Raw genomic sequence first — 25847 nt, 5'->3', positions numbered from 1 at the left:
CTATTCCTTGCGGTAGCACGTGATGCTACGGGTCACCGAATTTTTTTGGGAAATCGATCGATCCGTCCATCCGAGCATGAGGCCAGATCCAATAATGACTGCTATTCCTAGTCCTTTTAATGTATCCGGGAAGTCCCCGAACAGCAGAAAGCCAAGCCCTACCGCCGATACAATTTCAATATAACTCAATGGTGCTAGAAGTCCTGCTGGGGCCAAACGATACGCTTGGATATACATAAGATGGATTAGGCTTGCGAAGAGCCCCATTACTACGAGAAGCGTCCAGGCGGAATAGTCAATTGGCGCGATCGTATGAAATTCCATGATGTTCCCCAAGGAGCCTATGGCGAGCATCGCCCCTAGAGAAAGTGTGCCGCCAAGACCGGTATATAAATGCATGACGAGAGGGGAGTCTGATTTTGAGAGATGACGACCGAGCACGAGATAGATTGCAAATAAGACTGCACAAGTGAGCGGAAGCGTTGCTACCGGGCCGAGTATGACTAAATTCGGTTGGATCACCAACAGCGTCCCGCCGAATCCGGCAAAGACTGCCGTGATGCGCCGTAGATCAGGTTTTTCCTTGAGAAATACAACGGCGAGAATAGTTACTATCATCGGTTGGATGAAGAATATGGCGATGGCATCTGCGAGTGGCATAGCTTTCAGCGCCACAAAAAAAGCGATACTTGCAGCTGCTAACAGCACGCCCCGTAATAGGTTGAGCCGAAGATTTTGTACGCGTAGAGCTGACCAGCCTCCAGAGGCCAGGAGGAGGGGAAGTGCGGATGCAATCTGCAATACGAAGCGTGCGAGTGCAATAATAATCACTGGGATACCATAGTTCTCCCCCAGGATTTTTGCTATGGCATCGGGAATCGGCGTCAATAGCGCCGCTGCCGTCATCAATGTCGCACCCTGTTTCAGTGACATGGATTCAGGCCGTTTGGTCGAACCACCCTCATTCAATATTTTTTGTTGGAGTTTCATGGTTTCAGCTACTCAGAATGCTGTTCATTAGGTCGAGTAGCTGCGAGATCTTCTCGCATTGCTGTATCCGGCACAGCACAAATAGATTTGAGATTATTCAACATCAAAACCATTTCATCAAAATTGACCCCTGTTTCTCTGCATGCTTTGGGGAAAAGACTGTGTGAGGTTAGCCCTGGAAGGGTATTGACTTCGATGAGGTAGGGGTGCTCATTGCTGACGATGACATCCGCTCGATAATAATCCAGCCCAAGTGCCTTTGCGAAAGTTGAGCCGTCTCTTTCTATTTTCTGTCGTATGTTGTCATCTAAATTGATGAACCACGATTGTGTCTCGTCAGATTCATATTTTGCTTCGAAAGAGAAAAAATCCGTTGTGTAGCCCACAGCGAGCGTAGGCAGCATGCCATGGTAAAAATAACAGACCGACAGTTCCTGACCGCTAATGAATTCCTCAATCAGTAAACCACGGCCAAAGGATGAGGCTACCTCCACTGCTTTTTCGAACTCCTCCACACCGCCTTGAACCAGCGAAACGCCGATGCTGCAACCTTCTCCATTCGGTTTGACAATAAAGCGACGCCCAAAACGCTCCTTGGCAGTCTCGAAAAAGGCGGTCTTACCGTCCGGGAAATAAAGATAATCTGGGACTCGTATCCCCAACCCCTTGGCGACATGCTTGGTTAATAGTTTATCCATGCAGATGGCGCTTGACTGCGGTGACGGGCCGTTATGAGGGATGCCGAGCCCTTTGAGATGGGCTTGTGCCATGCCGTTTTCTCCGAAACCACCATGCAGCGCGAGAAACACTCTTGTATAACCGCTTAACGGAAGGTTAATGAAGTGGCGATAGCTGGAGACATCCAAAATCTCATAATTAATATTCTTCTGCTCGAGGGATTGCGCAACGGATTCCGCAGTTTGCAACGCGATTTCTCGTTCCGACGAGTCCCCACCTGTGATGATGGCGATGAATTCTTTAGACACTGTTTTCCTCCCAGGTTATGAGCTTCTGTAGGCTGCACACTTTTTTAGCGAATATATCTGCGCCAAGGGCAATTTTTTCGATGTCCATGTCCGCAGTGAATGAAAGTCGAATGGCAGTATTTACTCGTTCTTCCTCGTATCCGACCTCCGTGAGGACATGAGACGGGAGAATGCTTTTCGAATTGCAAGCCGAACCAGATGCGATGCAGACAGTCGGTAATCCCTTTATGATTGTTTCTGAACGAACTCTTGGAAAAGAAAAATTTAGAATATGTGGTACTGCATTATTTGTTGGAGAGTTCAGTTGATATATGACATTGTGCCTACGCAGAGCTTCGAGAATTATCTGCCGTCGGTAGTTTGCAGCTTCCCACTGATGCGCAAAATCAGTATTGTTGATTCGTTCGGCTGCAATGCCGAAGCCAACGATCAGCGGGACAGGGAGTGTGCCGCTTCGCAATCGGTATTGTCCTCCGCCGAACGTCAGAGGGCGCAGCCGAGATGCAGCAGCTGACGAGACATAAAGTGAGCCTATCCCCTTTGGGCCGCATATCTTGTGCGCCGAGATTGAGATGCAATCAATTCGTGCGTGTGGACTTGAGATATCAATTTTGCCCGCAGCCTGACTCGCATCGACGTGGAATAGGGCCCCATTGTTTTTTATCATTGCACTAATTGCGGCAATATCTTGAATTGTTCCTATCTCGGAATTTACATAGGAGATGGTAACGAGAGCAGTATTCGCATCTACAATGCTGGCCAAATGCTTAATATCAATGCGGCCGTTTGCGTCCACTCGCATGCGGCGAAGCTCGATACCACGTCTCTGCATCTCGCTTGCCGCCGCAAGAGTGGATTTGTGGTCGATCGGACAAATCACTATGTTCTGTCGGCTCCCCGGGTCAGCGCAGCCTAACACCACGATATTGTTGCTTTCAGTTGCCCCTGAGGTTAGTGTCAGCTCATCACAGGAACAGCCGAGCAGACATGCAATGCTGGCAGTCGCCTGGTCGACCGCCAGTTTGGCTGAGCGGCCCATACTATGAGGCGAAGATGGATTGCCAAAACTATCGTCACTGAATTCAACCAATGCTGCTGTTACGGCATCAGTGCACTGAGTCGTCGCGGCAGCGTCGAAATAAATAATTGGTCGGTTGCTCATGGTTGACATTATCATTCCTTAAACCTGATACGACGCCAGGCTGACACCCCTGCCATATATCTCTTCCCTCGTTATTTCTCCACTTCCGCCCGGATCTGCAACGAGGATTTTTAGGCCTCGTAGATCATAAAGCGACAAGGCAATTTCTATACCGGTGCGAATTGATGTGTGGCATTCAGCTGGGGCCATAATCACGAAATAACGTCCGCCCGCTCTGTGTACTTCCGATATCATTTCGGTGATCTCCCCCGCACAACCTGTGATGCCGCAGCTGATAAGTGGGAGCGGATTACCGGATTTGTCGGGAAATGATATTTCGGACTTTCCTGGCTTGTCCTCGAGAAAACGTTTCTGGAGCTTGCCGGCTTTGACTAACCGAGTGGCGGCGTTCTGAAAGCGATTTCTGAGCCAAGTTTCGGGGAACGCCAGCATATGTCGTCGGCTCGATAGAATGTTTTTTTCGGAAAGTTGGCTGGATACTTTGAGGCGCGACAAATAGTTCGGGGGAAGTTCGTTGAATGTCTCGTAGAATATGCTTCGATAATCACTGGCTTTGCCGCTGTCTGGCACATATTGCCAGTCGTTTACCAACAGAAGCAGTTTTGCTGGTTTGTTGTGCTGAAGTCGATAGTGCTCGCCGAGCCGCACACCGAGATCCCACGTGTAGGACGGGAAAATGCCAACACGCTCTTTTACCTGTTCTTTGAGAATTTCGTTCTCGACGTCCTCGAAAATTCCTGGTACGAGTCGCTTTGTAGCTGTATCAAAGAACAGCATAAAGTGCCCAGCCATGATGATGACTTCACCGAAGTTATCGTCGTGCATGGATGCACGAAATTCGTCAAAGAGCTCCTCTTCGGAAAAGACGAATTTTTCATTTTCTCTGATCTGATGCATTACATTCTCCATGGCAAATGGAGGAGCTGAAAGGGACTCGAACCCTTGACCTCGTTGCCAATGGCAACGCGCTCTCCCAACTGAGCTACAGCCCCGACCTGACGAAGGAAACCACAACGTTGTGTACATTATGCTAATGTTCGGTAGATGGAATTACAAGTCAAAATGACATGTTGTAAGAGGCCTTCACTCGAGAGACTCAACAAAAATCAGGCAAAGCTTAAGGCCGGTGGGATGTGGCAAAGACGGCAGGCGCGATTTGGAATACCATTACGCCTCCGCATTCATCCGACACCCTTATGTTCAGCCGCATTCGTGAAGACATTGCCAACATCATGGCGCGTGATCCCGCCGCACGCACCCAGTGGGAAGTGCTGACTTGTTATCCCGGCCTGCACGCCATCATCTTGCATCGCTGGGCGCATCATTGCTGGAACAAGGGCTTCAAGTGGCCGGGCCGTTTCATTTCCCAGGTTGCCCGCACTTTCACCGGGATTGAAATCCATCCTGGCGCAACCATAGGCCGGCGGGTATTCATCGACCACGGTTTTGGCGTGGTGATCGGTGAAACCGCTGAAGTCGGCGACGATTGCACGATCTACCAGGGCGTTACCCTCGGCGGCACTTCGCTGAACAAGGGCGCCAAGCGTCATCCGACCCTGGCGCGCGGCGCCATCATCGGCGCCGGCGCCAAGGTGCTGGGCGGCTTCACGGTCGGCGAGGGCGCCAAGGTCGGCTCCAACGCGGTAGTGGTCAAGGAAGTGCCGCCGGGAGCGACCGCGGTGGGCAATCCTGCGCGCATCGTCCTCAAGGAAAACGTCAGCAGCAAGGATGAGGCCGCGGCCCGCATGTTTGCCGCTTACGGCGTCACCCCCAACGGCGACGATCCCTTGTCCAAGGCCTTGCATGGCTTGATCGACAACGCCGCCGCGCAGGAACACCAGATAGAACGCATCATCGCCTTGCTGAAGAAATCCGGCATCGCCTGCGAGGGCTTGCCCGAGCTAGAGAAATTTGACCCGGACCAGCTCAATAAGCTGGTTGAATAGGACGGTCTGCCAGGAGAGCAAACAATGAATGAAGAAGTGAGCAGCACCCCGGCCGGCGACGAAGCGGCGGCCGGTTCCGGCAATGCCGATGCATTCCTGGACCAGTTTGAAATTCGCGTGCTGGCGGTCCTGGCCGAAAAGGAAGCGTTGACGCCGGATAACTATCCCTTGTCCCTGAATACCCTGACCAACGGCTGCAACCAGCTTTCCAGCCGCGATCCGGTGATGGCTATCGCTGAATCGACCGTGCTCGACGTCCTGCAGCGCCTGATGCAGCGCAAGCTGGTGGTCGAAGTAAACCAGGCCGGCGCCCGGGTTGCCAAGTACGAACACCGGATGCGCGTCAAATGGCTGCTGGAGCAAGACAAGCTGGCGGTGCTGACGACCTTGATGCTGCGCGGGATCCAGACCGCGGGCGAACTGCGCAGCCGCAGCGGCAGGCTGCATGAATTTGCCTCGGTGGGCGAAGCCGAAACGGCTCTGCAATTCCTGGCCGACAAATATCCGCCGCTGGTGGCGCGCCTGGCGAAAGCGCCGGGCACCAAGGAATCGCGCTATGCACATCTGCTGGCTGGCGAGGAAATACTGGAGCAGCAGGCGATCGCGGATGCGATGTCGGGCAGTGCATCGGTAGTGAAAAGCGGCAGCCAGGACCGGATCGCCCAGCTTGAAGAAGAAGTTGCCGGCTTGCGGCGGCAAATGGATGATTTATCGGCGCAGTTTGCCGAATTCAAGCGGCAGTTCGATTAATCGGCTACTACACTAGAGGCCGGCCGTCGTAGCCAAAACGCCGGATCACGCCGTCCGCATCAATCGCAATCCAGCCGCCTCGCTGCGCCTTGACGTCATACTCCCAGTCCGGCAATACGTAGCGGGTGCGGGCAGTCTCGTCTGCACCTGAGAGGTGGCGCGCCGGCCGGTGCGTATGGCCGTGGATCAAGGTGGCGGTGGCGGTGCTGTCGAACAAGGCATCGATCGCTGCCGGATTGACATCCATGATTTCCATCGTTTTGTGGCGCTGTTCTTCCTGGCTTTCCTTGCGTACGCCGGCGATGATCGCCTTGCGCTGCGCCAGCGGCAGTGCAAGGAATTGCGCCTGCCACTGCGGTTGCCGCACTTGCGCGCGAAATTCCATGTAGGCCAGGTCGTCGGTGCATTGCGCGTCGCCATGGGCGATCGCCAGGCGGCGGTTGCCTACCGTGATCACTGAAGGATCGGGCAGCATGGTCAGGCCGGCCGCTTGCGCGAAGTCGTCGCCAACCAGGAAATCGCGATTGCCGGCGATCCAGAAAACCTGCACGCCGCTATCGCTGACTTGCCGGATCGCTTCGGCAATTTCGCGGTTGTACGGCGTTTCCAGGTCATCGTCGCCAGCCCAGTACTCGAACAAGTCTCCCAGCAGATACAGTTGCTGCGCCCGCTTTGCCTGTTCCTGCAGGAAATCGAGGAAGGCTTGGGTGGTGCGCGGGTGCGCTGCCTGCAAATGCAGGTCGGAGATGAATAGCGCAACAGCTGCGCCATGCTGGTTCGAGACTGAGGCTGTCATGAGAAGGAGTCTGGATTAAACGACTTCAGCTTTTTCGATGACGACGTCATCTACCGGTACATCGGCAAACATGCCGGAACGGCCGGTCTTGACTTTTTCGATGGCGTCGACAATTTCGGTGCCTTCGACCACCGTGCCGAATACGCAATAACCCCAGCCATCCTGGCCTGGATAGTCGAGGAAACTGTTGTCCTTGACGTTGATGAAGAACTGCGCGGAAGCCGAATGCGGCGCCGAAGTACGGGCCATTGCCAGTGTGTAAGGCTTGTTCTTGAGGCCGTTCTTGGCTTCGTTTTCGACCGGATCGTTGGTCGGCTTTTGTTTCATGCCAGGCTCAAAACCGCCGCCTTGCACCATGAAGCCAGGGATCACGCGGTGGAAAATCGTGCCGTTGTAGTGGCCGGCGTTGACGTAGGCCAGGAAATTTTCCACGCTCTTTGGCGCTTTTTCAGCTTCGAGTTCGATCTTGATCGTGCCGTAGTTGGTAGTGAGGAGGACTGCCATGGTGTTTCCTATCAGATGGTTGAAAATTGGAAGGACAAAAACGGGATTTATTTGGTTACTGTAGCCGATTCGATGATCACCGGCTTGGTCGGCACGTCCTGGTAAGCGGTCTTTACTTTCTTGATCTTGTCGACCACATCCATGCCCTTGATGACCTGGCCGAATACCGCGTAACCCCAGCCGTCGCGGCCCGGATAGTTGAGGAATTCGTTGTTGGTGGTATTGATGAAGAATTGCGCGCCGGCCGATTGCGGGTCCGCGGTGCGCGCCATGGCGACGCTGTAAGGCACGTTCTTGAGGCCGTTCTTGGCTTCGTTCTCCACCTTGTTCGGCGCCGGCTTCTCTACCATGTCCTTGGTCATGCCGCCGCCCTGGATCATGAAATTCTCGATGACGCGATGGAAGATGGTGCCGTTATAGTGGCCGCTGTTTACATAGCCCAGGAAATTCTTGACTGTCTTCGGCGCTTTTTCCGGGTTCAGTTCGATGACGATGTCGCCCATATTGGTCTTCAACAGAACATGCGGCTTGTCGGCAGCGCTGGCAAATGAAGGGTTGCCCAGCAAACAGGCAGCTGTTAGCGCCGAGGTTAACGCCAGGGTGAACGTGCGGCGGGACAGGCTAGGAGATGCTGGCATAAAAAAATCCTTCATGTGAATGGTATCGCTTTGTGGTGTATTTTCGCTTTTCAGTAATGATATACTGCGGCGAAAAGCAACATTTTATCAAACTAAGCACTGCAAAAGAGTTTTGGCGATTCAGTTGTACTGATGTCCGCACCGCAAGTGCGCGAATGGGTAAAACGGCGTGCAATATTTTTGTGCTTTATTTCCGTACCTTATTTCTGTGCCCTATTTCTGTCGGTAGGCAGTAATTTCCCATGAGCGACCTGAAAATATATAACACGCTGGCGCGTGAGAAGCAGCCGTTTTCTCCAATCGAGCCAGGCAAGGTCCGCATGTATGTGTGCGGCATGACGGTTTACGACTATTGCCATCTTGGTCACGGACGGGTGATGGTGGTGTTCGACATGGTGCAGCGCTGGCTGCGCCAGTCGGGCCTGGACGTCACTTACGTGCGCAACATTACCGACATCGACGACAAGATCATCAAGCGCGCCGTGGAAAACGGCGAGACCATCTCGCAGCTGACCGGCCGCTTCATCCAGGCCATGGACGAGGATGCGGCCGCGCTCGGCGTGCAAAAGCCGGATCATGAGCCGCGTGCGACGGCGTTCGTGCCGCAGATGCTGGCCTTGATCGAAAAGCTCGAACATAAAGGCCTGGCATACCAGGGCAGCGACGGCGACGTCAATTATTCCGTGCGCGATTTTGCCGGTTACGGCAAATTGTCGGGCAAGTCGCTCGACGACCTGCGCGCCGGCGAGCGGGTCGACGTCAATCTGGGCAAGCGCGATCCGCTCGATTTCGTTCTATGGAAAGCGGCCAAGGAAAGCGAGCCGGAAGAAGTCAAATGGACTTCGCGCTGGGGCCAGGGCCGTCCGGGCTGGCATATCGAATGCTCCGCCATGGCCGAGCAATTGCTGGGCGAGCAGTTCGACATCCACGGCGGCGGCCAGGACCTGCAGTTCCCCCATCACGAAAACGAAATCGCCCAGTCGGAAGGCGCGCACGGCCACCAGTTTGTCAATTACTGGATGCATAACGGCTTTGTGCGCATCGACGACGAGAAGATGTCCAAGTCCTTGGGAAATTTTTTCACGATCCGCGATGTCCTGAAAAAATACGATGCGGAAGTGGTGCGTTTCTTTATCCTGCGCGCGCATTATCGCAGCCCGCTGAATTATGCCGACAGCAACCTGGACGACGCCAAGCATGCGCTGACCCGCTTGTACACCGCACTGAAAGAAGTGCAGGCCGACGGGCTGCCGCTGGACTGGAGCGAAGCCCATGCTGCGCGTGTGGCGCAAGCGATGGACGACGATTTTAATACGCCGATGGCGATCTCCGCCTTGTTCGACCTGGCCAACGAGGTCAACAAGAATCGTTCGCAGGCAGCGGCGCGCCAGTTGAAAGGTTTGGCCGGGGTGCTGGGTTTCCTGCAGCGTGTTCCTGAAGATTTTCTGAAAGGCCGCGCACTCGGCGGCAGCGAAGTTGTCGGAAATGGCATTGCGCAAGCGGCTTTGTCAGAGCAAGATATCCTACTCAAAATTCAAGCTCGTCAAGCGGCAAAAATAGCCAAGGATTTTTCTGCCGCAGACCTGATTCGCAAGGAACTGCTGGCCGAAGGCATCTTGCTGGAAGATAAGCCCGGCGGTCAAACCGAATGGCGAAGGGCCTAAACGTATGCAAAAAGCGATAGCTGTCGACTCCAGGTTCTTTGTGCCTTCGTATTGGGAAGACGCCAAGGCCGAGTTGATGAAGCGTGACCGTATCATGCGTAAACTGATCCCGCAATTCGGTGACCTGCACCTGGTTGGCCGCGGCGAAGCGTTTACCACGCTGGCGCGTTCGGTGGTCGGCCAGCAGGTTTCGGTCAAGGCGGCGGAATCTGCATGGCAAAAATTTCTGTTAGTCTGTCCCAAGACGACTCCGGCCCAGGTATTGAAAGCGGGCCCGGAGCAACTTGCTGCTTGCGGCTTGTCTAAGCGTAAAGCGGACTATATTCTCGACCTGGCTGACCATTTCAAGGCAAAACGCGTCAATGCCGAGCAGTGGATGGAGATGGACGATGAGGATGTCATCGCGGACCTGACGCAGATTCGCGGCATCGGACGCTGGACAGCGGAGATGTTTTTGATATTTAATTTGCTCCGGCCAAATATTTTGCCTTTGGATGATTTAGGATTGCTTAAAGGCATTAGTGTCAATTATTTTTCAGGAGAGCCGGTTTCGCGCAGCGATGCGCGCGAAGTGTCGGCCAATTGGGAGCCATGGCGTACAGTGGCGACCTGGTATCTATGGCGTAGCCTGGATGCGACGTCTGCAGAATATCAAGTCATTGCTGAATAGTAACTTATTCGGTAATGATGGTTTAAACAAGGGAATAATATGAGTAAAACAACATTCCTCGGCTTCGAGCAACCGATCGCCGAGTTAGATGCCAAGATCGAAGAGCTGCGTTTCGTCCAGGACGATTCGGCGGTGGACATTTCGGAAGAAATCGATCGCCTGTCGAAAAAAAGCCAGCAATTGACCAAGGATATCTACGCAAAGTTAACTCCTTGGCAAGTTTCCCAGATCTCACGGCATCCGCAGCGTCCTTACACCATGGACTACGTGAATGAAATCTTCACCGATTTCCATGAGTTGCACGGCGACCGCACTTATGCCGACGACCAGTCGATCGTCGGCGGCCTGGCGCGTTTCAACGGCCAGGCTTGCATGGTGATCGGCCACCAAAAGGGGCGCGACACCAAGGAACGCGCCTTGCGCAATTTCGGCATGCCCAAGCCGGAAGGTTATCGCAAGGCTTTGCGCCTGATGAAAGTCGCGGAAAAATTCGGCCTGCCGATTTTTACCTTTGTCGATACGCCTGGCGCTTTCCCCGGCATCGATGCCGAAGAGCGCGGCCAGTCGGAAGCCATCGGCCACAACCTGTACGCGATGGCCGAGCTGAAAGTGCCGCTGATTGCTACCATCATCGGTGAAGGCGGCTCCGGCGGCGCGCTGGCGATTGCGGTCGGCGACGCGGTCCTGATGCTGCAGTACGCGACTTATTCGGTGATCTCGCCGGAAGGTTGTGCGTCGATCCTGTGGAAAACCGCCGAGCGCGCAGCCGATGCTGCCGATGCACTGGGCCTGACCGCGCATCGCCTGAAAGCCGTCGGCCTGATCGACAAGATCGTCAGCGAACCGCTGGGCGGCGCCCATCGCGATCCGAAGCAAATGGCTTCCTTGCTCAAGCGCGCGCTGGCCGATACGCTGCGCCAGTTCCAGGGCGTCAAGACCAAGGACCTGCTGAATGCACGCCATGAAAAACTGATGAGCTACGGTAAATTCAAGGAAGTGCTGGCAGCAGAATAGGCGTGTCGAATTCATCTATCACAAGTATCAGTGCGTACTTAGAAAACACCTTGGCAGGGATCGCGCAAGCTTTCCCCGCAACTGTCTCGCAACAGCCGGCACGATTAGCGGTCGCCTATAGCGGCGGACTGGACTCTAGCGTGCTGCTGCATGCAGTTGCACAGTATGCCGGCGCGCATGGCGTCCAGTTGTTCGCCTTCCACATCCATCACGGCATCAGCCCTAACGCCGACCAGTGGCAAAGCCATTGCGCCGAGGCTTGCGCCAGGCTGGGCGTGGTCTTCGATACCCGTAGCATCGAATTGCGCAACAGCGACAAGAACGGCGTGGAAGAAGCGGCACGCATCAGCCGCTATGCGGCGCTGGGCGATTTATGCCGCCAGCACCAGATCCCTTTGCTATTGACAGGACATCACCTGGACGACCAGGCCGAGACCGTGCTGCTGCAGCTGTTGCGCGGTTCGGGTGCGGCTGGCCTGTCCGGCATGGATCGCTGGAATACGGCGCCGACCTTGCTGGGCGACGCTGTTTTGCTGATGGCGCGGCCGCTGCTGAAAGTGTCGCGGGCGGCGCTGGAGCAATACGCAGCGGCGCAGCAGCTGACGTTTATCGAAGACGAATCGAACCACGATCCGCGTTATGCCCGCAATGCCTTGCGCCAGCAAGTCATGCCGGTGCTGGCGCAGTATTTCCCCGGTTTCCAGGAGCGCTTTTCGCGCAGCGCCGGGCATATGCAGACTACCCAGCGGTTGCTGATCGACCTGGCGGCGCAAGACATGGCCGTTTGCGCAGACGGCGCCTGCCTTGACCTGGAACACGTGCGCCAGTTGAGCGGGGAGCGCATCGATAACCTGTTGCGTTACTGGTTCGGCTTGCATCACTTGCGCATGCCGTCCAGCGCCTGGCTCAGTGAAATGCGCCAGCAATTGCTGGAAGCAAAAGCCGATGCCCAGTTGTGCGTGACCCATCCCGACTGCCACATCCGTCGTCACCGGAACCGGGTGTTCCTGACGCCGCGCGACGATGTCGACCGTTCCGAGATTGAACCGCAAGCGTTCCACTGGAACGGCGAGGCCGAGATGCGCTTCCCGCAATTCGGCGGCGTCTTGCATTTCGACCAGGCAGAGCAGGGCATCGCTGCTGACTGGCTGCGCGCACAACCCTTGCAAATTCAATATCGTTGCGGCGGCGAGCGCCTCAAGCTGGCCCTGAATCGTCCCACCAAGAGCGTGAAGTACCACTACCAGGCCTTTGATGTGCCGCCATGGGAGCGCGAGCGCCTGCCGTTGGTGAGCAGCGGCAAGCAGATCCTGTTTGCAGCCGGCATCGGCATGGATTGCCTGCAACTGGCGACCGAGCCGGGCCTGCATATCAGCCTGCGCTGGCAGGCCGATGAATTGCTGTTCAAGCAAGATATCTGATTCCCGGCATAGATGGTATTGTGCTTTCCGCAAGGTGAGCCACTTGTCATAATGTGTCGTTGCGGGTACAGTAAAGGGTTGATTTTTCTTTTTCTTGCACTCGTCTCCTTCCAACACCCACCCTCCCTATGGCTTTAATCGTCCACAAATACGGCGGCACTTCGATGGGCTCGCCCGAGCGCATCAAGAATGTCGCCAAGCGCGTCGCCAAATGGCATGACGCCGGCCACCAAATCGTCGTGGTGCCCTCCGCGATGTCCGGTGAAACCAACCGCCTGCTGGGCCTGGCAAAAGAAATTACCGCCCAGCCCGATCCGCGCGAACTCGATATGCTGGCCTCCACCGGCGAGCAGGCTTCGGTTGCCTTGCTGGCCATGGCCTTGCAAGCGATAGGCAAGCAGGCGGTGTCGTACGCCGGCTGGCAAGTTGCGATCAAGACCGATTCAGCCCATACCAAGGCGCGCATCCGTTCGATCGACGACACCAAAGTGCGGCAAGACCTGGATGCCGGCAAGGTAGTGATCATCACCGGTTTCCAGGGCATCGACGAACTGGGCAATATCACGACCCTGGGCCGCGGAGGTTCCGATACGTCGGCAGTGGCCGTCGCTGCAGCGCTGCAGGCAGCGGAATGCCTGATCTATACCGACGTCGACGGCGTCTACACTACCGACCCGCGCGTGGTGTCGGATGCGCGCCGCCTGAAGACGGTCACGTTCGAAGAGATGCTGGAGATGGCGTCGCTGGGCTCGAAAGTGCTGCAGATCCGCTCGGTCGAATTCGCCGGAAACTACAAGATGCCGACGCGCGTGCTGTCGTCGCTGACTGACCCTTTAATGCCATTGGAAGAAGAAGCAATTTCCGGCACCCTGATTTCGTTTGAGGAAGACACCAAGATGGAACAAGCCACCATTACCGGCATCGCGTTCAACCGCGACGAGACCAAGATTACCGTGCTCGGCGTACCCGACCGTCCCGGCATCGCCTACCAGATCCTCGGCGCGGTCGCCGATGCCAATATCGAAGTCGACATGATCATCCAGAATCAGTCGGTGGATGGCAAGACCGATTTCACTTTCACCGTGCCGCGCGGTGAATACACCAAGGCGATGGATGTCCTGAACGAGAAGGTCAAGGCGAATATCGGCGCGGCCAGCATCACCGGCGACGCCAAGGTGTCGAAGGTGTCGGTGGTCGGCGTCGGCATGCGCAGCCACGTCGGCATCGCTTCGCAGATGTTCCGCACCTTGTCGGAAGAGGGCATCAATATCCAGATGATTTCGACCTCCGAAATCAAGATTTCGGTGCTGATCGATGAAAAGTACATGGAACTGGCCGTGCGCGCCTTGCACAAGGCTTTTGGGCTGGAAAGCGCTTAATCGTAAAGATTCGCGTAGAGAATCACGAAAAAATCACGAAAAAATCACGAAAAAAGCAATTAATTTGGTGTGGTGTTATTGACCAATGCCCCATGAAAAGTTATTATTCGTGTCCTTGACGCGGCGTTGATAAAAGCCGTTTTGAGTTTGGAGGCGTGGCCGAGTGGTCGAAGGCACTTCCCTGCTAAGGAAGCATATGGGCTTAAACCTGTATCGTGGGTTCGACTCCCACCGCCTCCTCCAAGAACATGTTCCGAGTCATTCGGAACGTACAAGAAACCGCATCCAGCCTTGTGCTGATGCGGTTTTTTTGTTTTTGCAGCGCTTTCTTTATCGCTTACTTTATCGCTTAATTGCTTGCTGGAGCGAACCTTGCTTTGTAAACTGGCTCCTAACACTTGTTAACGCGAATTGTTAATGCAGTCAACGGCTGGCTCGAAAGGGACGGTCGCATGATAAAGGTTCCATGGCACGTCATCCATCCTCGTTACAAACAGATATTCCGGCGCCTGGCGCCGTTCCAGCCGCGCAGAAGGCGGGCATAAGCTGGCGCTTCTGGCTGACGTTGCTGGTGGTGCTGGTGCTGGGCGCGCTGGTTTTCAAATCCTTGCACGCGCTGCTTGCCGACGTGCATTACCGCAGCATCGTCCATGCGGTGAAACATACGCCGCTGAACAACCTTTTGCTGGCAATGCTGGCGACCGCGGTCAGCTACCTGTCGCTGGCCGGCTACGATGTGTCCAGCTTGCGCTACGTCGGCGCCAAGGTCAAAGGGACCACCATCGGCTTGACCTCATTTATTGCCTATGCCCTCGGCAATACCGTCGGGCTCGGCGTGCTGACCGGCGGCACGGTGCGCATGCGCTTGTACACCGCCAGCGGGGTCGAGGCTTCCCAGGTGGCGCAAGCCATTGCCTTCAATGCCGGTGCATTCGGCCTCGGCATGACCACTTTCGGTGCTGTCGGCTTGCTGTGGGGCGCAACCCAGGTGCAGCAGCTGGCGCACATCCCGAGCTGGCTGCTGCGTGCGGCGGCTTGCCTGGTATTGCTCGGGGTGGGCGTTTTTATCCTGCTGTGCCGCTTGCGTCGCGATGTGCTGCTGTTCGGGCGCTGGAACCTGCGTTTGCCGGAAGCCGGCCTGGCTTTGCGTCAATTGCTGATCTCGACCGTGGATCTGAGTGCAGCGGCAGCCACCTTGTGGTTCCTGTTGCCGAGCGGCGTCATCGATTTGCCGACCTTCGTCGCGTTTTATGCGATAGCGATGGCGCTTGGCGTGATCAGCCACGTGCCGGGCGGCGTCGGCGTATTCGAAGCGGTGATCCTGCTGGCTTGCGCCAACCAAGCGCCGACCAGCAAGATCGCGGCGGCCCTGGTGTTGTACCGGGCCATCTATTTCCTGTTGCCGCTGCTGCTGGCGACGATCTTGCTGGCGGCATTCGAGATGCGCGCCGGCGTCGGCGCACCGGTGGCGCGTGCGGCGGTGAAACTGTCGCCATGGCTGCTCACGGCATTGACCTTGGTGACCGGCACCATGCTGCTGGTATCGGGCGTGACGCCGGCCACCCGTCATGCCGAAGAACTGCTGCGGCTGCATGTGCCCTTGTTTGTAGTGGAAGCGTCGCACCTGATCGGCAGCGTCGCCGGCCTGGCGATGCTGTTCCTGGCGCGCGGCCTGCTGCACCGGCTCGATGCGGCGTGGTGGGCGTCGCTGGTGCTGACCGTGATCGCCGGCATCCTGGCGCTGCCCAAGGGTATCGCGGTTTCCGAATTCATCGTGCTGTTCCTGCTGGCCTCGCTGCTGGTGATTTCGCGCAAGCAGTTTGACCGCCGCTCGTCTCTGTTTTCGCAAACCTTCGAACCTGGCTGGCTGATCGCAGTGGCCTGCGTACTGGCAGCCTGCGGCTGGATACTGCTGTTTGCCTATCGCGATATCGACATCGCCGACCGCATGTGGTGGCAATTTGCATTCGACGACTACGCGCCGCGTTCGATGCGGACCTTGATGGTTGTTGCCATCATGGCTTTGGGCCTGGGCCTGTGGCAGCTGTTCCGGCGTTCCACCGGTGTTGCCGAGCGTCCTGCCGAGGAAGAGCTGCAGCGCGCCGCCGAGATCGTGGACAAGCAGCCGGCGGCGGATGCCTGCCTGGCTTTCATGGGCGACAAGAGCTTGCTGTTTTCCGCCTCCGGCAACAGCTTCATCATGTTCGCCAAGCACAACCGCTCCTGGGTGGCATTGTCCGATCCGGTCGGCGACCAGCGCGAATGGTCGGAACTGATCTGGCGTTTCATCGAACTGGTCGACGGCTACGGCGGCCGGGTCGCGTTCTACAAAGTGCGCCCGCAATCGCTGCCGCTCTATCTCGACGCCGGTTTGCGCGTCTATAAACTGGGTGAAGAGGCTTACGTGCCGCTGGAGCAGTTCAGCCTGCAAGGGCCGCGCCGCGCCAATCTGCGGCATGGCGTCAATCGCGCCGAGCGCGAGGGCCTGAGTTTCGAGATGCTGGCGGTGGAGCAGTTGCCGCCGCTGCTGGAGCAGCTCAAGGTGGTCTCGGATGCATGGCTGGCCGACCAGGACACACGCGAAAAGAGTTTTTCACTAGGCAGTTTCGATGAGGCCTATATTTCGCGGCAGCCGGTTGCGGTGATCCGGCGCGAGCAGAAGATCATCGCTTTTGCCAGCCTGATGTGTCCGGACACTTTACGGGTGGAAGCCGCCGTCGACCTGATGCGGCAGTTGCCCGACGCGCCGCCAGGTACCATGGAATTCCTGTTCTCGCAGCTGATGTTGCATTTCAAGGAGCAGGGCTACCAGCGTTTCGGCCTGGGCATGGCGCCGATGTCGGGCATGAAAGACCACCAGCTGGCCTCACGCTGGCAGCGCTTCGGCCGCATGCTGTTCATGCATGGCGGACGTTTCTACAATTTTCGCGGCTTGCGCAATTTCAAGGACAAGTTCGATCCGGTGTGGGAGGCACGCTACCTGGTGAGCAGGGGCGGCCTGGCGCCGGTGTTCGCTTTCACCGATACCGCCGCGCTGATCAGCGGCGGCCTCAAGGGAGCCATCAGTAAATGAAGCAAAGAGTAATTTTCCTGATGCTGTGTGCAATGGTTTTCGTTGGCAGCGCCGCAAGCGCAGACGATACACATCACAGCGTGAGTCATGGCCGTTTCAAGAGTGTTGAGATCTACCGGCCGGCGGGACCGGTGAATGGCGTCGTGCTGTTGCTGTCCGGCGATGCCGGCTGGAGCCAGGCGGCAGCCGAGAAGGCGCGCGCGCTGGCCCGGCAGGGCGCTTTGGTGGCCGGGATCAGCACCCCGCAGTTGTTCGCCAGCCTGGATGCCGATGGCGGCGACTGCGCGTTTCCCGACGGCGACCTGGAAAACCTGAGCCGCTTCGTGCAGGCTTATGAAAAAGTGCCGGGATATTATCCTCCGCTGCTGGTGGGAGAAGGCTCCGGCGCTACCTTTGCCTACGCGATGCTGGCGCAAGCGCCTGCCGGCACTTTCGGCGGCGCCATCTCGCTCGGATTTTGTCCGGCCCTGAGTTTGCGCAAGCCGCTATGCAAAGGCGAGGGCGTACGCTTCAAGGCAGTTGCGAAGGGCAAGGGCGTGGAGCTGTTGCCGGTTTCCCGGCTGCCCGCCGCGTGGCGCGTTTTGCCGGATGCGCAAACAGCGGCACGTTGCGACGCCGGTATTACCCGTGCATTTGTCGCCAGCGTCGGCGGCGCCGAACTGCTCCAGGCAGCAGGCCAGGACGGAATGGCGCAACTGAAGTCGGCCTATGCCAGCCTGAATGCCAAGCAAGCGGTAGCGGTGCAGGCGCCGCCTGCCGCCGTGTCCGACTTGCCGGTGGTGGAGGTGGCCGCGCTGGCGCCGTCCGGACGCAATCCGGACGCCGACACCATGGCGATCCTGATCAGCGGCGACGGCGGCTGGGCCGGCATCGACCGCGACGTCGCGAATGCGCTGTCGAAGCGCGGCGTGCCGGTAGTCGGCATCGATTCGCTGCGTTATTTCTGGAGTGCGCGCACGCCGGCGTCGACGGCGAAAGATGTGGAGCGCCTGATGCAGTTCTACATGGCGCGCTGGAGCAAAAGCAAGGTTGTATTGATCGGTTATTCGCAAGGGGCGGATGTCTTGCCTTTTGTCGGCAATCGCTTGTCGAGCAAGACGCTGGCGTCGGTACCGTTGATCGCAATGATGGGCTTGGGCAAAAAGGCGGACTTCCAGTTCCACCTGACCAATTGGGTCAGTTCCAGCAATGACGGTCTGCCTATCCCGCCGGAAGTCGCGAAGCTGCCGGCGGGGCTGGCGATGTGCATTTACGGCAGCGAGGAAACCGACTCCGCCTGTCCGAGTTTCGATGCCAGCCGCGTCAAACTGCTCAAGCTGCGCGGCGGCCATCATTTCGACGGCAACTACGAACGCCTGGCTGGCTTGATTCTCGACGCGGCGCGCAAGTAACTATGCAGTTGGCTGCAATATGTGATTGATGAATATCTGGTATCACAACAATCAAGCAGACTGATATGCTGCAGTGCGATATAGTGTTCCTGTCTCCTCCAACACCTCTCAAGGTTTGGATTCAGCCCGCAACGAAAGTTAGCGGGCTTTTTTTTTGTCCAGAATTCATCAGCGGCAAAGAAGCGCCGGTCGGCCGATACCTAAACATGTATCTGAAACCGGAAATAATTCATTTGAAAATAATCGGATTCCGTCCTAGGATGGTCGCGCTCTTCACACGTTTTATCTGGCTAAAAACACAAACATAAAAATGGAGACAGCAATGAAAATGACACGCAGAACGGTATTGGGTGCGGCGCTTTGCCTTGGCTTGGGATTCGGGGTCGCTGGCAGCGCTTATGCCGATAAACCGCTGGTCCTGGGTTTTTCCCAGGTCGGCGCCGAAAGCGAATGGCGCACCGCGAATACCGCATCGATCAAGGATGCGGCAAAACAGGCCGGCGTAACACTCAAGTTCGCCGACGCCCAGCAAAAGCAGGAAAACCAGGTGAAGGCGATCCGCTCCTTCATCGCGCAAAAAGTCGATGTCATTGCATTTTCCCCGGTGGTCGAGTCCGGCTGGGACACTGTGCTGGGCGAAGCGAAAGCCGCCAAGATCCCGGTCATCCTGACCGACCGCGCGGTCGATGCCAAGGATAAGTCGCTGTACGTGACATTCATCGGTTCCGATTTCGTTGAAGAAGGTCGTCGCGCCGGACGCTGGCTGCTGGAGCGGGCCAAGACCATGCCCGCCGGCGATATCAACATCGTTGAATTGCAGGGTACGGTCGGTTCCGCTCCTGCCATCGACCGCAAGGCCGGTTTCGCGGAAATCATCGCCGCCAATCCGAAACTGAAGGTCATCCGCTCGCAAACCGGAGACTTCACCCGCGCCAAGGGCAAGGAGGTGATGGAGGCCTTCCTCAAGACCGACGGCAAGAAGATCAATGTCTTGTACGCGCATAACGACGACATGGCGATCGGCGCCATCCAGGCTATCGAAGAAGCCGGCCTGAAACCAGGCAAAGACATACTGGTGATTTCGATCGACGGCGTCAAGGGCGCATTTGAAGCGATGATGGCGGGCAAACTCAACGTTACCGTCGAATGCAGCCCGCTGCTTGGACCGCAGTTGATGAAGGTCGCCAAGCAGGTGCTCGCCGGCGAGACTGTCCCCAAGCGCATTACGACCGAGGAAAGCGTGTTTCCGGCTGAAGTGGCAGCCAAGGAATTCCCGAACCGCAAGTACTAAGCCACCAATAGTACTAAGCCACCAGTATTAGGCTTTTCCACGGGCGGCGGGCGGATCGCCCGCCCGCTGCATCGGGCATGCATCGTTATGCGGCATGGCTTGGCATGAGACATTCAGGATCGCAAGCGGATGAATAAAACAGCAACAGGCGCTGCCGGGCAGGTGGCGCACGGCGTTGGCGTTGCAGCGACGCTCGAGCTGAACGGCATATACAAGGCATTTGGCGGCGTTAAGGCGCTGAGCGATGTCGCTTTGCGGCTGTATCCAGGCGAAGTCCATACGCTGATGGGACAGAACGGCGCAGGCAAATCCACTCTCATTAAAGTACTGACCGGCGTGTATGCGCCCGACAGCGGCGAAATACGGCTCGACGGCAGGATCGTGCAGCCGTCGTCAACCCATGACGCGCAAAACCTCGGCATCAGCACGGTCTACCAGGAAGTCAACCTGTGCCCGAACCTGTCGGTTGCTGAAAACATTTTTATCGGCCGCTATCCAAGAAAGTTTGGCCGCATCGACTGGAAAACCATGCAGCAGCAGGCGCAGCGCCTGCTGGGCGATTTGCAGGTCCATATCGACGTGACCGCCGCGCTGGCCAGGTATCCGCTGGCGATCCAGCAGATGGTGGCGATTTCACGCGCCCTGAGCGTCTCCGCCAAGGTATTGATCCTGGACGAACCTACCTCCAGCCTGGACGAGGCCGAAGTGCGCCTATTGTTCGATGTCTTGCGCAAGCTGCGCGGGCAGGGCATGGCGATCCTGTTCGTGACGCATTTCCTGGAACAGACTTACGAAATTTCCGACCGCATCACGGTGCTGCGCAACGGCGTGCTTGAAGGCGAATATCCGGCCAGCGCGCTGAGCCGTTTCGAACTGGTGAACAAGATGGTCGGCCTGCAGTCGCAGCCGGGCAGGGAAGCGGCAAGTGCAGACAAAGACGCGCGCGCGCCGGGCAGCGGCGAGATTGTGCTGAAGGCGCGGGGCCTGGGGCGCAAAGGAATACTCGCGCCGCTGGACCTGGATTTCCGCGCCGGTGAAGTATTCGGACTATGCGGTTTGCTCGGTTCGGGCCGGACCGAGGCCGCGCGATTACTGTTCGGCGCCGACAAGGCCGACAGCGGCAGCATACAAATGAAAGGCGGCAGCGGGCCCGAAAAATTCAGCTCCCCGCGCGACGCCATCGCCGCCGGCATCGGCTTCTGTTCGGAAGACAGGAAAGCCGAAGGCGCAATCCTCGAGCTGTCTGTGCGCGAAAACATCATCCTGGCGCTGCAGGCGCGCGCCGGCCTGCTGCGGGTGATCCCGCGCAAACGGCAGCAGGCGATCGCCAGCGATTACGTCAAATGGCTGGGCATCAAGACCCCCGATATCGAGACGCCCATCAGTTCCCTGTCCGGCGGCAACCAGCAAAAAGCCCTGCTGGCGCGCTGGCTGGCGACCGATCCCGCCATGCTGATCCTGGACGAACCGACGCGCGGCATCGATGTGCGCGCCAAGCAGGAGATCATGGACCATGTCATCGCCTTGTGCCGCAAGGGCATGGCGATCCTGTTCATTTCTTCCGAAATCCCCGAGGTCCTGCGCTGCAGCGACCGCATGCTGGTATTGCGCGACCGCGAACCCTGCGGCGAATACCTGCGCGGTCAGCTCGACGACGAATCGGTGTTGCAGGTGATCGCCGGAGAGTGTGAATGAGTATCCCATTGAATCCCGATCCGTTATCCGGCGCCCGGCTGCAGAGCGATACCGGTCCGTCGCTGGCAGTGCGCTTGCGCGTGATGCTGCGCAACCCCTTGCTTCGGCCGCTGGCGGCGCTGGCGCTGCTGTTGCTCATCGATTTTTTCATGATCCCTGGCTTCTTCCGGCTCGAATGGAAGGACGGCCATCTGTACGGCAGCCTGATCGACATCGTCAATCGCGCCGCACCCTTGATACTGACCGCCCTTGGCATGACGCTGGTGATCGCGACGCGTGGCATCGACATTTCGGTGGGCGCGGTAGTGGCCATCTCCGGCACGGTTGCCGCGATGCTGATCGGCGGCACCATGCAAATGCATGACGGCGTGCCGGAATACGCGAGCCGCATCCCCATGGTGTGGGCGATTGCCGCCGCCATGGGAGCGGCAATCCTGTGCGGCGTGTGGAACGGTTTCCTGGTCGCCACGCTTGGCCTGCAGCCGATCATCGCCACCTTGATCCTGATGGTGGGCGGGCGCGGGCTGGCGCAATTGCTGACCGACGGCCAGATCGTCACGGTGTATTACAAGCCGTTTTTCTATATCGGCAGCGGCTATCTGTTCGGGTTGCCGTTTTCACTGTTTATCGCCATCGGCGTATTCGCGATTGTCGCGCTGATGATGCGCAAGACCGCGCTCGGCCTGTTCATCCAGGCGGTCGGCATCAACCCGGTGGCGGCGCGGCTGGCCGGCATCAGGACCGCTGCGTTGATCTTTTTCGTGTACATGTTTTGCAGCGCTTGCGCCGGCGTCGCCGGGCTGATGATCAGTTCCAATATCAAGAGCGCGGACGCCAACAACGCCGGCTTGCTGCTGGAGCTGGACGCCATCCTGGCGGTGACGCTGGGCGGAACTTCCCTGGCCGGCGGCAAGTTCAGCCTGGTCGGCAGCGTTATCGGCGCCCTGATCATCCAGGCGCTGACCTACACGATCTATTCGATGGGCGTGCCGCCGGAGGTCAACATGGTGGTGAAATCGATAGTGGTGTTCGCGGTGTGCCTGTCGCAATCGCCCGAGTTTCGCGGCCTGGGAAGCGGTTTGTTTAGCGGCGCTGCGCGCTCACGTTCTGTCAACGGTAAAAAACCATGAAACTCTTGCGTCAGTCACTGTCATCGCCTTATTTCACTTCGCTGGCGACCCTCGCCTTGCTGATCGTGATGTTTGTCCTGGGATCGTTCGCCTATACCGGGTTTTTCTCTTTGCAGGTGGTGCTGAATCTGCTGATCGACAACGCCTTCTTGCTGGTGATCGCGATCGGCATGACCTTCGTCATCTTATCCGGCGGCATCGATTTGTCGGTCGGCTCGGTGCTGGCGCTGACCACCATGATTTCTGCCTACCTGCTGCAGTCGTGGCACTGGCCGCCGCTGCTGGTGATCGCCTGCGTGCTGCTGATCGGCAGCATGTTCGGCGCCCTGATGGGCGCGCTCATCCATTTCTTCAAGCTGCAGGCATTCATCGTGACCCTGGCGGGGATGTTCCTGGCGCGCGGCCTGTGCTACCTGATCAGCATCAATTCCATCACCATCGATCAGCCCTTGTATGTCACCTTGTCGCAGGCGCGCATAGGCATCTTCGGCGCCTTCGTTTCGCCTAGCGTGGTGATCGCCATGCTGATGCTCGCACTGGCCATCTACATCGCGCACTACACGCGCTTTGGACGCGCGGTCTATGCCATCGGCGGCAACGAGCAGTCGGCGCTGCTGATGGGTCTGGCGGTAGGGCGCACCAAGGTGATGGTCTACGCGTTCAGCGGCTTTTGCGCTGCCTTGGCCGGAGTCCTGTTTTCGTTCTACATGTTGTCCGGTTATGGCTTGCATGCGCAGGGGACGGAGCTGGATGCGATTGCGGCAGTGGTGATCGGCGGCACCTTACTGACCGGCGGTTACGGTTACGTTGCCGGCACGCTGACCGGGGTGCTGATCCTGGGCCTGATCCAGACCTTGATTGCGTTCGACGGCACGCTGAGTTCGTGGTGGACCAAGATCGTGATCGGCGTGCTGCTGTTTGTATTCTGCATGGCGCAGCGTTTGATGTCGCTGGGTGCGGCCGGCAGCGGCTCCGCCACGCCCGCAGCCACTGCGGCCTGATCTTTGCCTGGCCGGCAATCAGATGCCGGTTTTATGCGCCGTAAACAATAGCCTGAGCCCAAGAGCCGCAATGGCGCCGGCGGCGACGCGGTCGATCCAGGTCTTGGCCCGTAAATAAAGTTCGCGCGGCCGTTTGCTGGAAAAACACAAGGCAACCACCGTGTACCAGCCGGCTTCCACTGCAAAAACCAGCGGCGGCAGGGCGAAGTAGCACCAAAGCGGCGGATGCTGGGGCAGCAGGGCGGCGAAGATGCTGCCATAGGCAACCGCAGTCTTCGGGTTGCTCAATTGCGTGCTGAGCCCGACCCAGAACGATTTACGCACGTTGCTCGCGTTTGTAGCCCGGGCGCTGTCAAGGGCAAGCGGAGCAGAGGCGCCGCGCCAGATCTTGGACGCCAGGTAAATCAGATACAGGCCGCCGGCTATCTTGAGGCCCATATACAGCCATCCCACGGTTGCCAGCAGGGTATACAGTCCGACCAGCGCGATGCCGCTGAAGAAAACGCCGCCGATGCCCATGGCGACCGCCGTGGCCAAGCCGTCGCGGCGCGACAGGCCGATAGAATGCCTGGCAACAATCACAAAACTCGGACCCGGGCTCATCGCCCCGATCAATAACGCTGCGAGGATGGCCAGGATGGCGGCTGACGGGCTCATTGGCGTAGCTCCTTAAGATGAAGGCAGGAATTCCAGATCAATGGAAATATACACTTCCTGTCCAATCGCTGCTGTAACTCAAGTTGCCGGGCGAATCGGCGAGCAGAGGAGCACAAATATTCCGCTTGATTTTTTTGATGGATACAAAGATATTCTAGATTCACTTAACGCAATGGCCACTATGCAAACTCTTCCCCTACGCCTGAATCCCGGACAGGATCTGCGCAGCGCTCTTGAATCGGTGCTGGCCGAACATGGCGTGAGCGCTGCGTTCGTACTGCAGGGCATTGGCAGCTTATCCGTGGCGCAGCTGCGATTTGCCGAGGTGCAGCAGGCGACTGAATTTCGCGGCGACCTGGAAATACTGACCCTCGGCGGATCGCTCTCGCCCGACGGTGTTCATCTCCATATGACTATCGCCGATGCGGAAGGCCGCGTGCTGGGTGGTCACGTGGCACCTGGCTGTATTGTGAGAACGACGGCTGAGCTGCTGCTGGCGCTGCTGCCGGAGTATAGCTTTGCTCGTGAACCGGATGCGGTTTCGGGTTTCAATGAACTGGTGATACGAGAGCAACCAGGTCCAGGCAGCGTTTGACAGCAAACGAATAGTCATAAGCGTTGCGTCGTAGCAGACAAGATGCCATTTATATTTACCTGAACGGATTACACCCATGAATATGCTCCTCCCCCGGCTGTTGCTGTGCCTCGCCGTTTGCTCGTTATCCGCAATGCCGGCCTGCGCCGATACTACGGTGCGCTCGCTGAGCAAGGTGCGCGGCGCCATCAAGACGGCCGACGCCCGTGCTGCTTTCGATCGGGAGATGAGTGGCGCACCGGCACCAGACGGATTCGGCCAGCAGCTGCCGGACGGCTTCACGAAAGATTTCCTGGTACTGCAACTCGCGCCGGGACGCGATCCGAATCGCGTCGTGCTGGCCGGTGCAAAACCGTGGCCGCAGCGGCCAGGCATGTATGTGGGTGTGGTATGCCTGGCGGCATCGCCTGGGCACACAGGCACCGCTCAGAGATATCCGGTGGGTGATTGCGCGGGATTTGACGAAGGTAGAGATAACGAGATCTGGTTCGGTGTATTTGAGCGTGGCGCTGACAGTGTGCCGCGGCTTGTCGCCCGCACCGATGCGCCTGTCGCGGTTCCGACTGACTGGAGCACCGCCGGCAGCATCGATGTGCCACCAACCATTGATTCCGGAGATGGCAAGGGGGCAGTTGTGGGCCTGCCGCAGAACTGGCAGCGTTTTGACCTGGCACCTTATCTGTTGCGGGACGGTGATTACGCATTCGGTGTGCGGGCAGGATGGTTCGAGAGCTACGCCGGCGGCGGCGCCTCGTTTGAAGCCTTGTATCTTTTTCATATTGAGGGCAAGTCGCTACGTGTCGTATTTGCGCAGCCAATGATGTTCAACCAGACGCTTGCCGGTGAATGGCACAAGGACGGGACCCGTAGTCACGATGTGTCGGAGGGCAGCAACTCGCTCGTGGTCCTGTCCGGTGTTACCGGCGGCTTTCACGATCTGCAATTGCGCGAGAGGGGCGGCAAGTCAAGGCAGACATTTCAGTGGTCGGAGAAAATGAAGTTTTATGAGGCGCAATAGTTCGACGTTGTCGCTAATAGATACGGCCCAAATTTCGTCCGGATGGCTCCGAGCCCAATCAAGAAATGCTCGGCGG

At 57.6% G+C, this 25847-nt stretch carries 23 protein-coding genes and 2 tRNA genes; 16 read left to right on the top strand and 9 right to left on the bottom strand.

Annotated elements, in window-relative coordinates; genetic code table 11:
* From CFter6_RS13895 to CFter6_RS13875, 5 genes are all read right to left on the bottom strand, one after another.
* On the bottom strand, positions 1 to 990 hold the full coding sequence (locus CFter6_RS13895) for a DMT family transporter (RefSeq protein WP_061540433.1): 990 nt from the start codon (positions 988 to 990) through the stop codon (positions 1 to 3).
* 8 nt (positions 991 to 998) lie between these two features.
* The gene (locus tag CFter6_RS13890) at positions 999 to 1976 is read right to left on the bottom strand and encodes a D-alanine--D-alanine ligase family protein (protein WP_082814782.1); all 978 of its coding nucleotides are present in this window, start codon (positions 1974 to 1976) and stop codon (positions 999 to 1001) included.
* A complete protein-coding gene (locus CFter6_RS13885) occupies positions 1969 to 3147 on the bottom strand; it encodes a cysteine desulfurase family protein (RefSeq protein ID WP_205631395.1) in 1179 nt (392 codons plus the stop codon). Before CFter6_RS13885 ends, CFter6_RS13890 begins: the two co-directional genes overlap by 8 nt.
* A gap of 9 nt (positions 3148 to 3156) precedes the next feature.
* Positions 3157 to 4035, bottom strand: a complete 879-nt coding sequence (locus CFter6_RS13880; RefSeq protein ID WP_150118768.1) for an LPD16 domain-containing protein — start codon at positions 4033 to 4035, stop codon at positions 3157 to 3159.
* An 18-nt stretch (positions 4036 to 4053) separates the two neighbouring features.
* Positions 4054 to 4130 (bottom strand) — tRNA-OTHER (locus CFter6_RS13875).
* 204 nt (positions 4131 to 4334) lie between these two features.
* Between CFter6_RS13875 and cysE the strand changes: the two genes are divergently transcribed.
* Both cysE and CFter6_RS13865 read left to right on the top strand, forming a co-directional pair.
* Entirely contained in the window at positions 4335 to 5084 is a 750-nt protein-coding gene (gene cysE, locus CFter6_RS13870; protein ID WP_061540431.1) for a serine O-acetyltransferase, read from the top strand.
* 24 nt (positions 5085 to 5108) lie between these two features.
* A complete protein-coding gene (locus CFter6_RS13865; protein WP_061540430.1) occupies positions 5109 to 5834 on the top strand; it encodes a YceH family protein in 726 nt (241 codons plus the stop codon).
* 7 nt (positions 5835 to 5841) lie between these two features.
* On the opposite strand, the gene CFter6_RS13860 is transcribed toward CFter6_RS13865, so the two are convergent.
* The 3 genes from CFter6_RS13860 to CFter6_RS13850 are packed head-to-tail and all read right to left on the bottom strand — an operon-like array spanning position 5842 to position 7772.
* Positions 5842 to 6630, bottom strand: coding sequence for a UDP-2,3-diacylglucosamine diphosphatase (locus CFter6_RS13860; protein WP_061540429.1), 789 nt, complete (start codon positions 6628 to 6630; stop codon positions 5842 to 5844).
* A 15-nt stretch (positions 6631 to 6645) separates the two neighbouring features.
* On the bottom strand, positions 6646 to 7134 hold the full coding sequence (locus tag CFter6_RS13855; RefSeq protein WP_061540428.1) for a peptidylprolyl isomerase: 489 nt from the start codon (positions 7132 to 7134) through the stop codon (positions 6646 to 6648).
* Positions 7135 to 7181: 47 nt separating this feature from the next.
* Complete coding sequence (locus tag CFter6_RS13850) at positions 7182 to 7772, bottom strand: peptidylprolyl isomerase (protein WP_061542372.1); 591 nt, start codon at positions 7770 to 7772, stop codon at positions 7182 to 7184.
* A 242-nt stretch (positions 7773 to 8014) separates the two neighbouring features.
* On the opposite strand from CFter6_RS13850, the gene cysS reads away from it, so the two are divergent.
* The 12 genes from cysS to yjfF all read left to right on the top strand — a co-directional run bounded on the left by cysS (position 8015) and on the right by yjfF (position 23501).
* Entirely contained in the window at positions 8015 to 9436 is a 1422-nt protein-coding gene (gene cysS, locus CFter6_RS13845) for a cysteine--tRNA ligase (protein ID WP_061540427.1), read from the top strand.
* Between the two features lie 4 nt (positions 9437 to 9440).
* The gene (locus CFter6_RS13840; RefSeq protein WP_061540426.1) at positions 9441 to 10106 is read left to right on the top strand and encodes a DNA-3-methyladenine glycosylase family protein; all 666 of its coding nucleotides are present in this window, start codon (positions 9441 to 9443) and stop codon (positions 10104 to 10106) included.
* Between the two features lie 39 nt (positions 10107 to 10145).
* Positions 10146 to 11120 (top strand): acetyl-CoA carboxylase carboxyltransferase subunit alpha, encoded by a 975-nt coding sequence (locus CFter6_RS13835; protein ID WP_014006318.1) that lies wholly within the window; start codon positions 10146 to 10148, stop codon positions 11118 to 11120.
* A 50-nt stretch (positions 11121 to 11170) separates the two neighbouring features.
* On the top strand, positions 11171 to 12541 hold the full coding sequence (gene tilS, locus CFter6_RS13830) for a tRNA lysidine(34) synthetase TilS (RefSeq protein ID WP_236904269.1): 1371 nt from the start codon (positions 11171 to 11173) through the stop codon (positions 12539 to 12541).
* A 128-nt stretch (positions 12542 to 12669) separates the two neighbouring features.
* Complete coding sequence (locus tag CFter6_RS13825) at positions 12670 to 13920, top strand: aspartate kinase (RefSeq protein ID WP_061540424.1); 1251 nt, start codon at positions 12670 to 12672, stop codon at positions 13918 to 13920.
* Positions 13921 to 14069: 149 nt separating this feature from the next.
* Positions 14070 to 14163, top strand: a tRNA-Ser gene (locus tag CFter6_RS13820).
* 223 nt (positions 14164 to 14386) lie between these two features.
* Positions 14387 to 16993 carry a bifunctional lysylphosphatidylglycerol flippase/synthetase MprF gene (gene mprF, locus CFter6_RS13815; protein WP_061540423.1) on the top strand — a complete coding sequence of 869 codons (2607 nt, stop codon included), beginning with the start codon at positions 14387 to 14389 and terminating at the stop codon, positions 16991 to 16993.
* Positions 16990 to 18384, top strand: coding sequence for a virulence factor family protein (locus CFter6_RS13810; RefSeq protein ID WP_061540422.1), 1395 nt, complete (start codon positions 16990 to 16992; stop codon positions 18382 to 18384). The genes mprF and CFter6_RS13810 overlap by 4 nt, the downstream gene beginning before the upstream one ends.
* A 322-nt stretch (positions 18385 to 18706) precedes the next feature.
* Positions 18707 to 19675, top strand: a complete 969-nt coding sequence (locus CFter6_RS13800; RefSeq protein ID WP_061540420.1) for an ABC transporter substrate-binding protein — start codon at positions 18707 to 18709, stop codon at positions 19673 to 19675.
* Between the two features lie 129 nt (positions 19676 to 19804).
* The gene (locus CFter6_RS13795) at positions 19805 to 21370 is read left to right on the top strand and encodes a sugar ABC transporter ATP-binding protein (protein WP_236904268.1); all 1566 of its coding nucleotides are present in this window, start codon (positions 19805 to 19807) and stop codon (positions 21368 to 21370) included.
* 83 nt (positions 21371 to 21453) lie between these two features.
* Positions 21454 to 22500 (top strand): ABC transporter permease, encoded by a 1047-nt coding sequence (locus CFter6_RS13790; protein ID WP_150118901.1) that lies wholly within the window; start codon positions 21454 to 21456, stop codon positions 22498 to 22500.
* Positions 22497 to 23501 (top strand): galactofuranose ABC transporter, permease protein YjfF, encoded by a 1005-nt coding sequence (yjfF, locus tag CFter6_RS13785; RefSeq protein ID WP_061540418.1) that lies wholly within the window; start codon positions 22497 to 22499, stop codon positions 23499 to 23501. Before CFter6_RS13790 ends, yjfF begins: the two co-directional genes overlap by 4 nt.
* A gap of 18 nt (positions 23502 to 23519) precedes the next feature.
* Here the strand turns inward: yjfF and CFter6_RS13780 are convergent, their stop codons facing one another.
* On the bottom strand, positions 23520 to 24158 hold the full coding sequence (locus CFter6_RS13780; RefSeq protein WP_061540417.1) for a LysE family translocator: 639 nt from the start codon (positions 24156 to 24158) through the stop codon (positions 23520 to 23522).
* A 181-nt stretch (positions 24159 to 24339) separates the two neighbouring features.
* Here CFter6_RS13780 and CFter6_RS13775 point away from each other — a divergent pair, with 181 nt between their 5' ends.
* Both CFter6_RS13775 and CFter6_RS13770 read left to right on the top strand, forming a co-directional pair.
* Positions 24340 to 24753, top strand: a complete 414-nt coding sequence (locus CFter6_RS13775; protein ID WP_061542370.1) for a PPC domain-containing DNA-binding protein — start codon at positions 24340 to 24342, stop codon at positions 24751 to 24753.
* 76 nt (positions 24754 to 24829) lie between these two features.
* Positions 24830 to 25771 (top strand): hypothetical protein, encoded by a 942-nt coding sequence (locus CFter6_RS13770; protein WP_061540416.1) that lies wholly within the window; start codon positions 24830 to 24832, stop codon positions 25769 to 25771.
* Positions 25772 to 25847 lie beyond the last annotated feature (76 nt).

Source organism: Collimonas fungivorans, assembly GCF_001584145.1.
Lineage (GTDB): Bacteria > Pseudomonadota > Gammaproteobacteria > Burkholderiales > Burkholderiaceae_D > Collimonas > Collimonas fungivorans.
Note: the sequence above shows the minus strand (reverse complement) of the source record. Positions and strands in the feature narration are given on the sequence as shown.

Bases quoted from the DNA above. Each gene is read 5' to 3' on its own strand.
- cysE (WP_061540431.1), top strand. From the start codon at position 4,335: ATGTTCAGCCGCATTCGTGAAGACATTGCCAACATCATGGCGCGTGAT.
- CFter6_RS13840 (WP_061540426.1), top strand. From the start codon at position 9,441: ATGCAAAAAGCGATAGCTGTCGACTCCAGGTTCTTTGTGCCTTCGTAT.
- CFter6_RS13810 (WP_061540422.1), top strand. From the start codon at position 16,990: ATGAAGCAAAGAGTAATTTTCCTGATGCTGTGTGCAATGGTTTTCGTT.
- CFter6_RS13775 (WP_061542370.1), top strand. From the start codon at position 24,340: ATGCAAACTCTTCCCCTACGCCTGAATCCCGGACAGGATCTGCGCAGC.
- CFter6_RS13795 (WP_236904268.1), top strand. From the start codon at position 19,805: ATGAATAAAACAGCAACAGGCGCTGCCGGGCAGGTGGCGCACGGCGTT.
- CFter6_RS13800 (WP_061540420.1), top strand. From the start codon at position 18,707: ATGAAAATGACACGCAGAACGGTATTGGGTGCGGCGCTTTGCCTTGGC.
- CFter6_RS13880 (WP_150118768.1), bottom strand. From the start codon at position 4,035: ATGCATCAGATCAGAGAAAATGAAAAATTCGTCTTTTCCGAAGAGGAG.
- mprF (WP_061540423.1), top strand. From the start codon at position 14,387: ATGGCACGTCATCCATCCTCGTTACAAACAGATATTCCGGCGCCTGGC.
- CFter6_RS13850 (WP_061542372.1), bottom strand. From the start codon at position 7,772: ATGCCAGCATCTCCTAGCCTGTCCCGCCGCACGTTCACCCTGGCGTTA.
- CFter6_RS13770 (WP_061540416.1), top strand. From the start codon at position 24,830: ATGAATATGCTCCTCCCCCGGCTGTTGCTGTGCCTCGCCGTTTGCTCG.
- CFter6_RS13780 (WP_061540417.1), bottom strand. From the start codon at position 24,158: ATGAGCCCGTCAGCCGCCATCCTGGCCATCCTCGCAGCGTTATTGATC.
- CFter6_RS13885 (WP_205631395.1), bottom strand. From the start codon at position 3,147: ATGTCAACCATGAGCAACCGACCAATTATTTATTTCGACGCTGCCGCG.
- CFter6_RS13855 (WP_061540428.1), bottom strand. From the start codon at position 7,134: ATGGCAGTCCTCCTCACTACCAACTACGGCACGATCAAGATCGAACTC.
- CFter6_RS13835 (WP_014006318.1), top strand. From the start codon at position 10,146: ATGAGTAAAACAACATTCCTCGGCTTCGAGCAACCGATCGCCGAGTTA.
- cysS (WP_061540427.1), top strand. From the start codon at position 8,015: ATGAGCGACCTGAAAATATATAACACGCTGGCGCGTGAGAAGCAGCCG.
- CFter6_RS13790 (WP_150118901.1), top strand. From the start codon at position 21,454: ATGCTGCGCAACCCCTTGCTTCGGCCGCTGGCGGCGCTGGCGCTGCTG.
- CFter6_RS13895 (WP_061540433.1), bottom strand. From the start codon at position 990: ATGAAACTCCAACAAAAAATATTGAATGAGGGTGGTTCGACCAAACGG.
- CFter6_RS13860 (WP_061540429.1), bottom strand. From the start codon at position 6,630: ATGACAGCCTCAGTCTCGAACCAGCATGGCGCAGCTGTTGCGCTATTC.
- CFter6_RS13825 (WP_061540424.1), top strand. From the start codon at position 12,670: ATGGCTTTAATCGTCCACAAATACGGCGGCACTTCGATGGGCTCGCCC.
- yjfF (WP_061540418.1), top strand. From the start codon at position 22,497: ATGAAACTCTTGCGTCAGTCACTGTCATCGCCTTATTTCACTTCGCTG.
- CFter6_RS13865 (WP_061540430.1), top strand. From the start codon at position 5,109: ATGAATGAAGAAGTGAGCAGCACCCCGGCCGGCGACGAAGCGGCGGCC.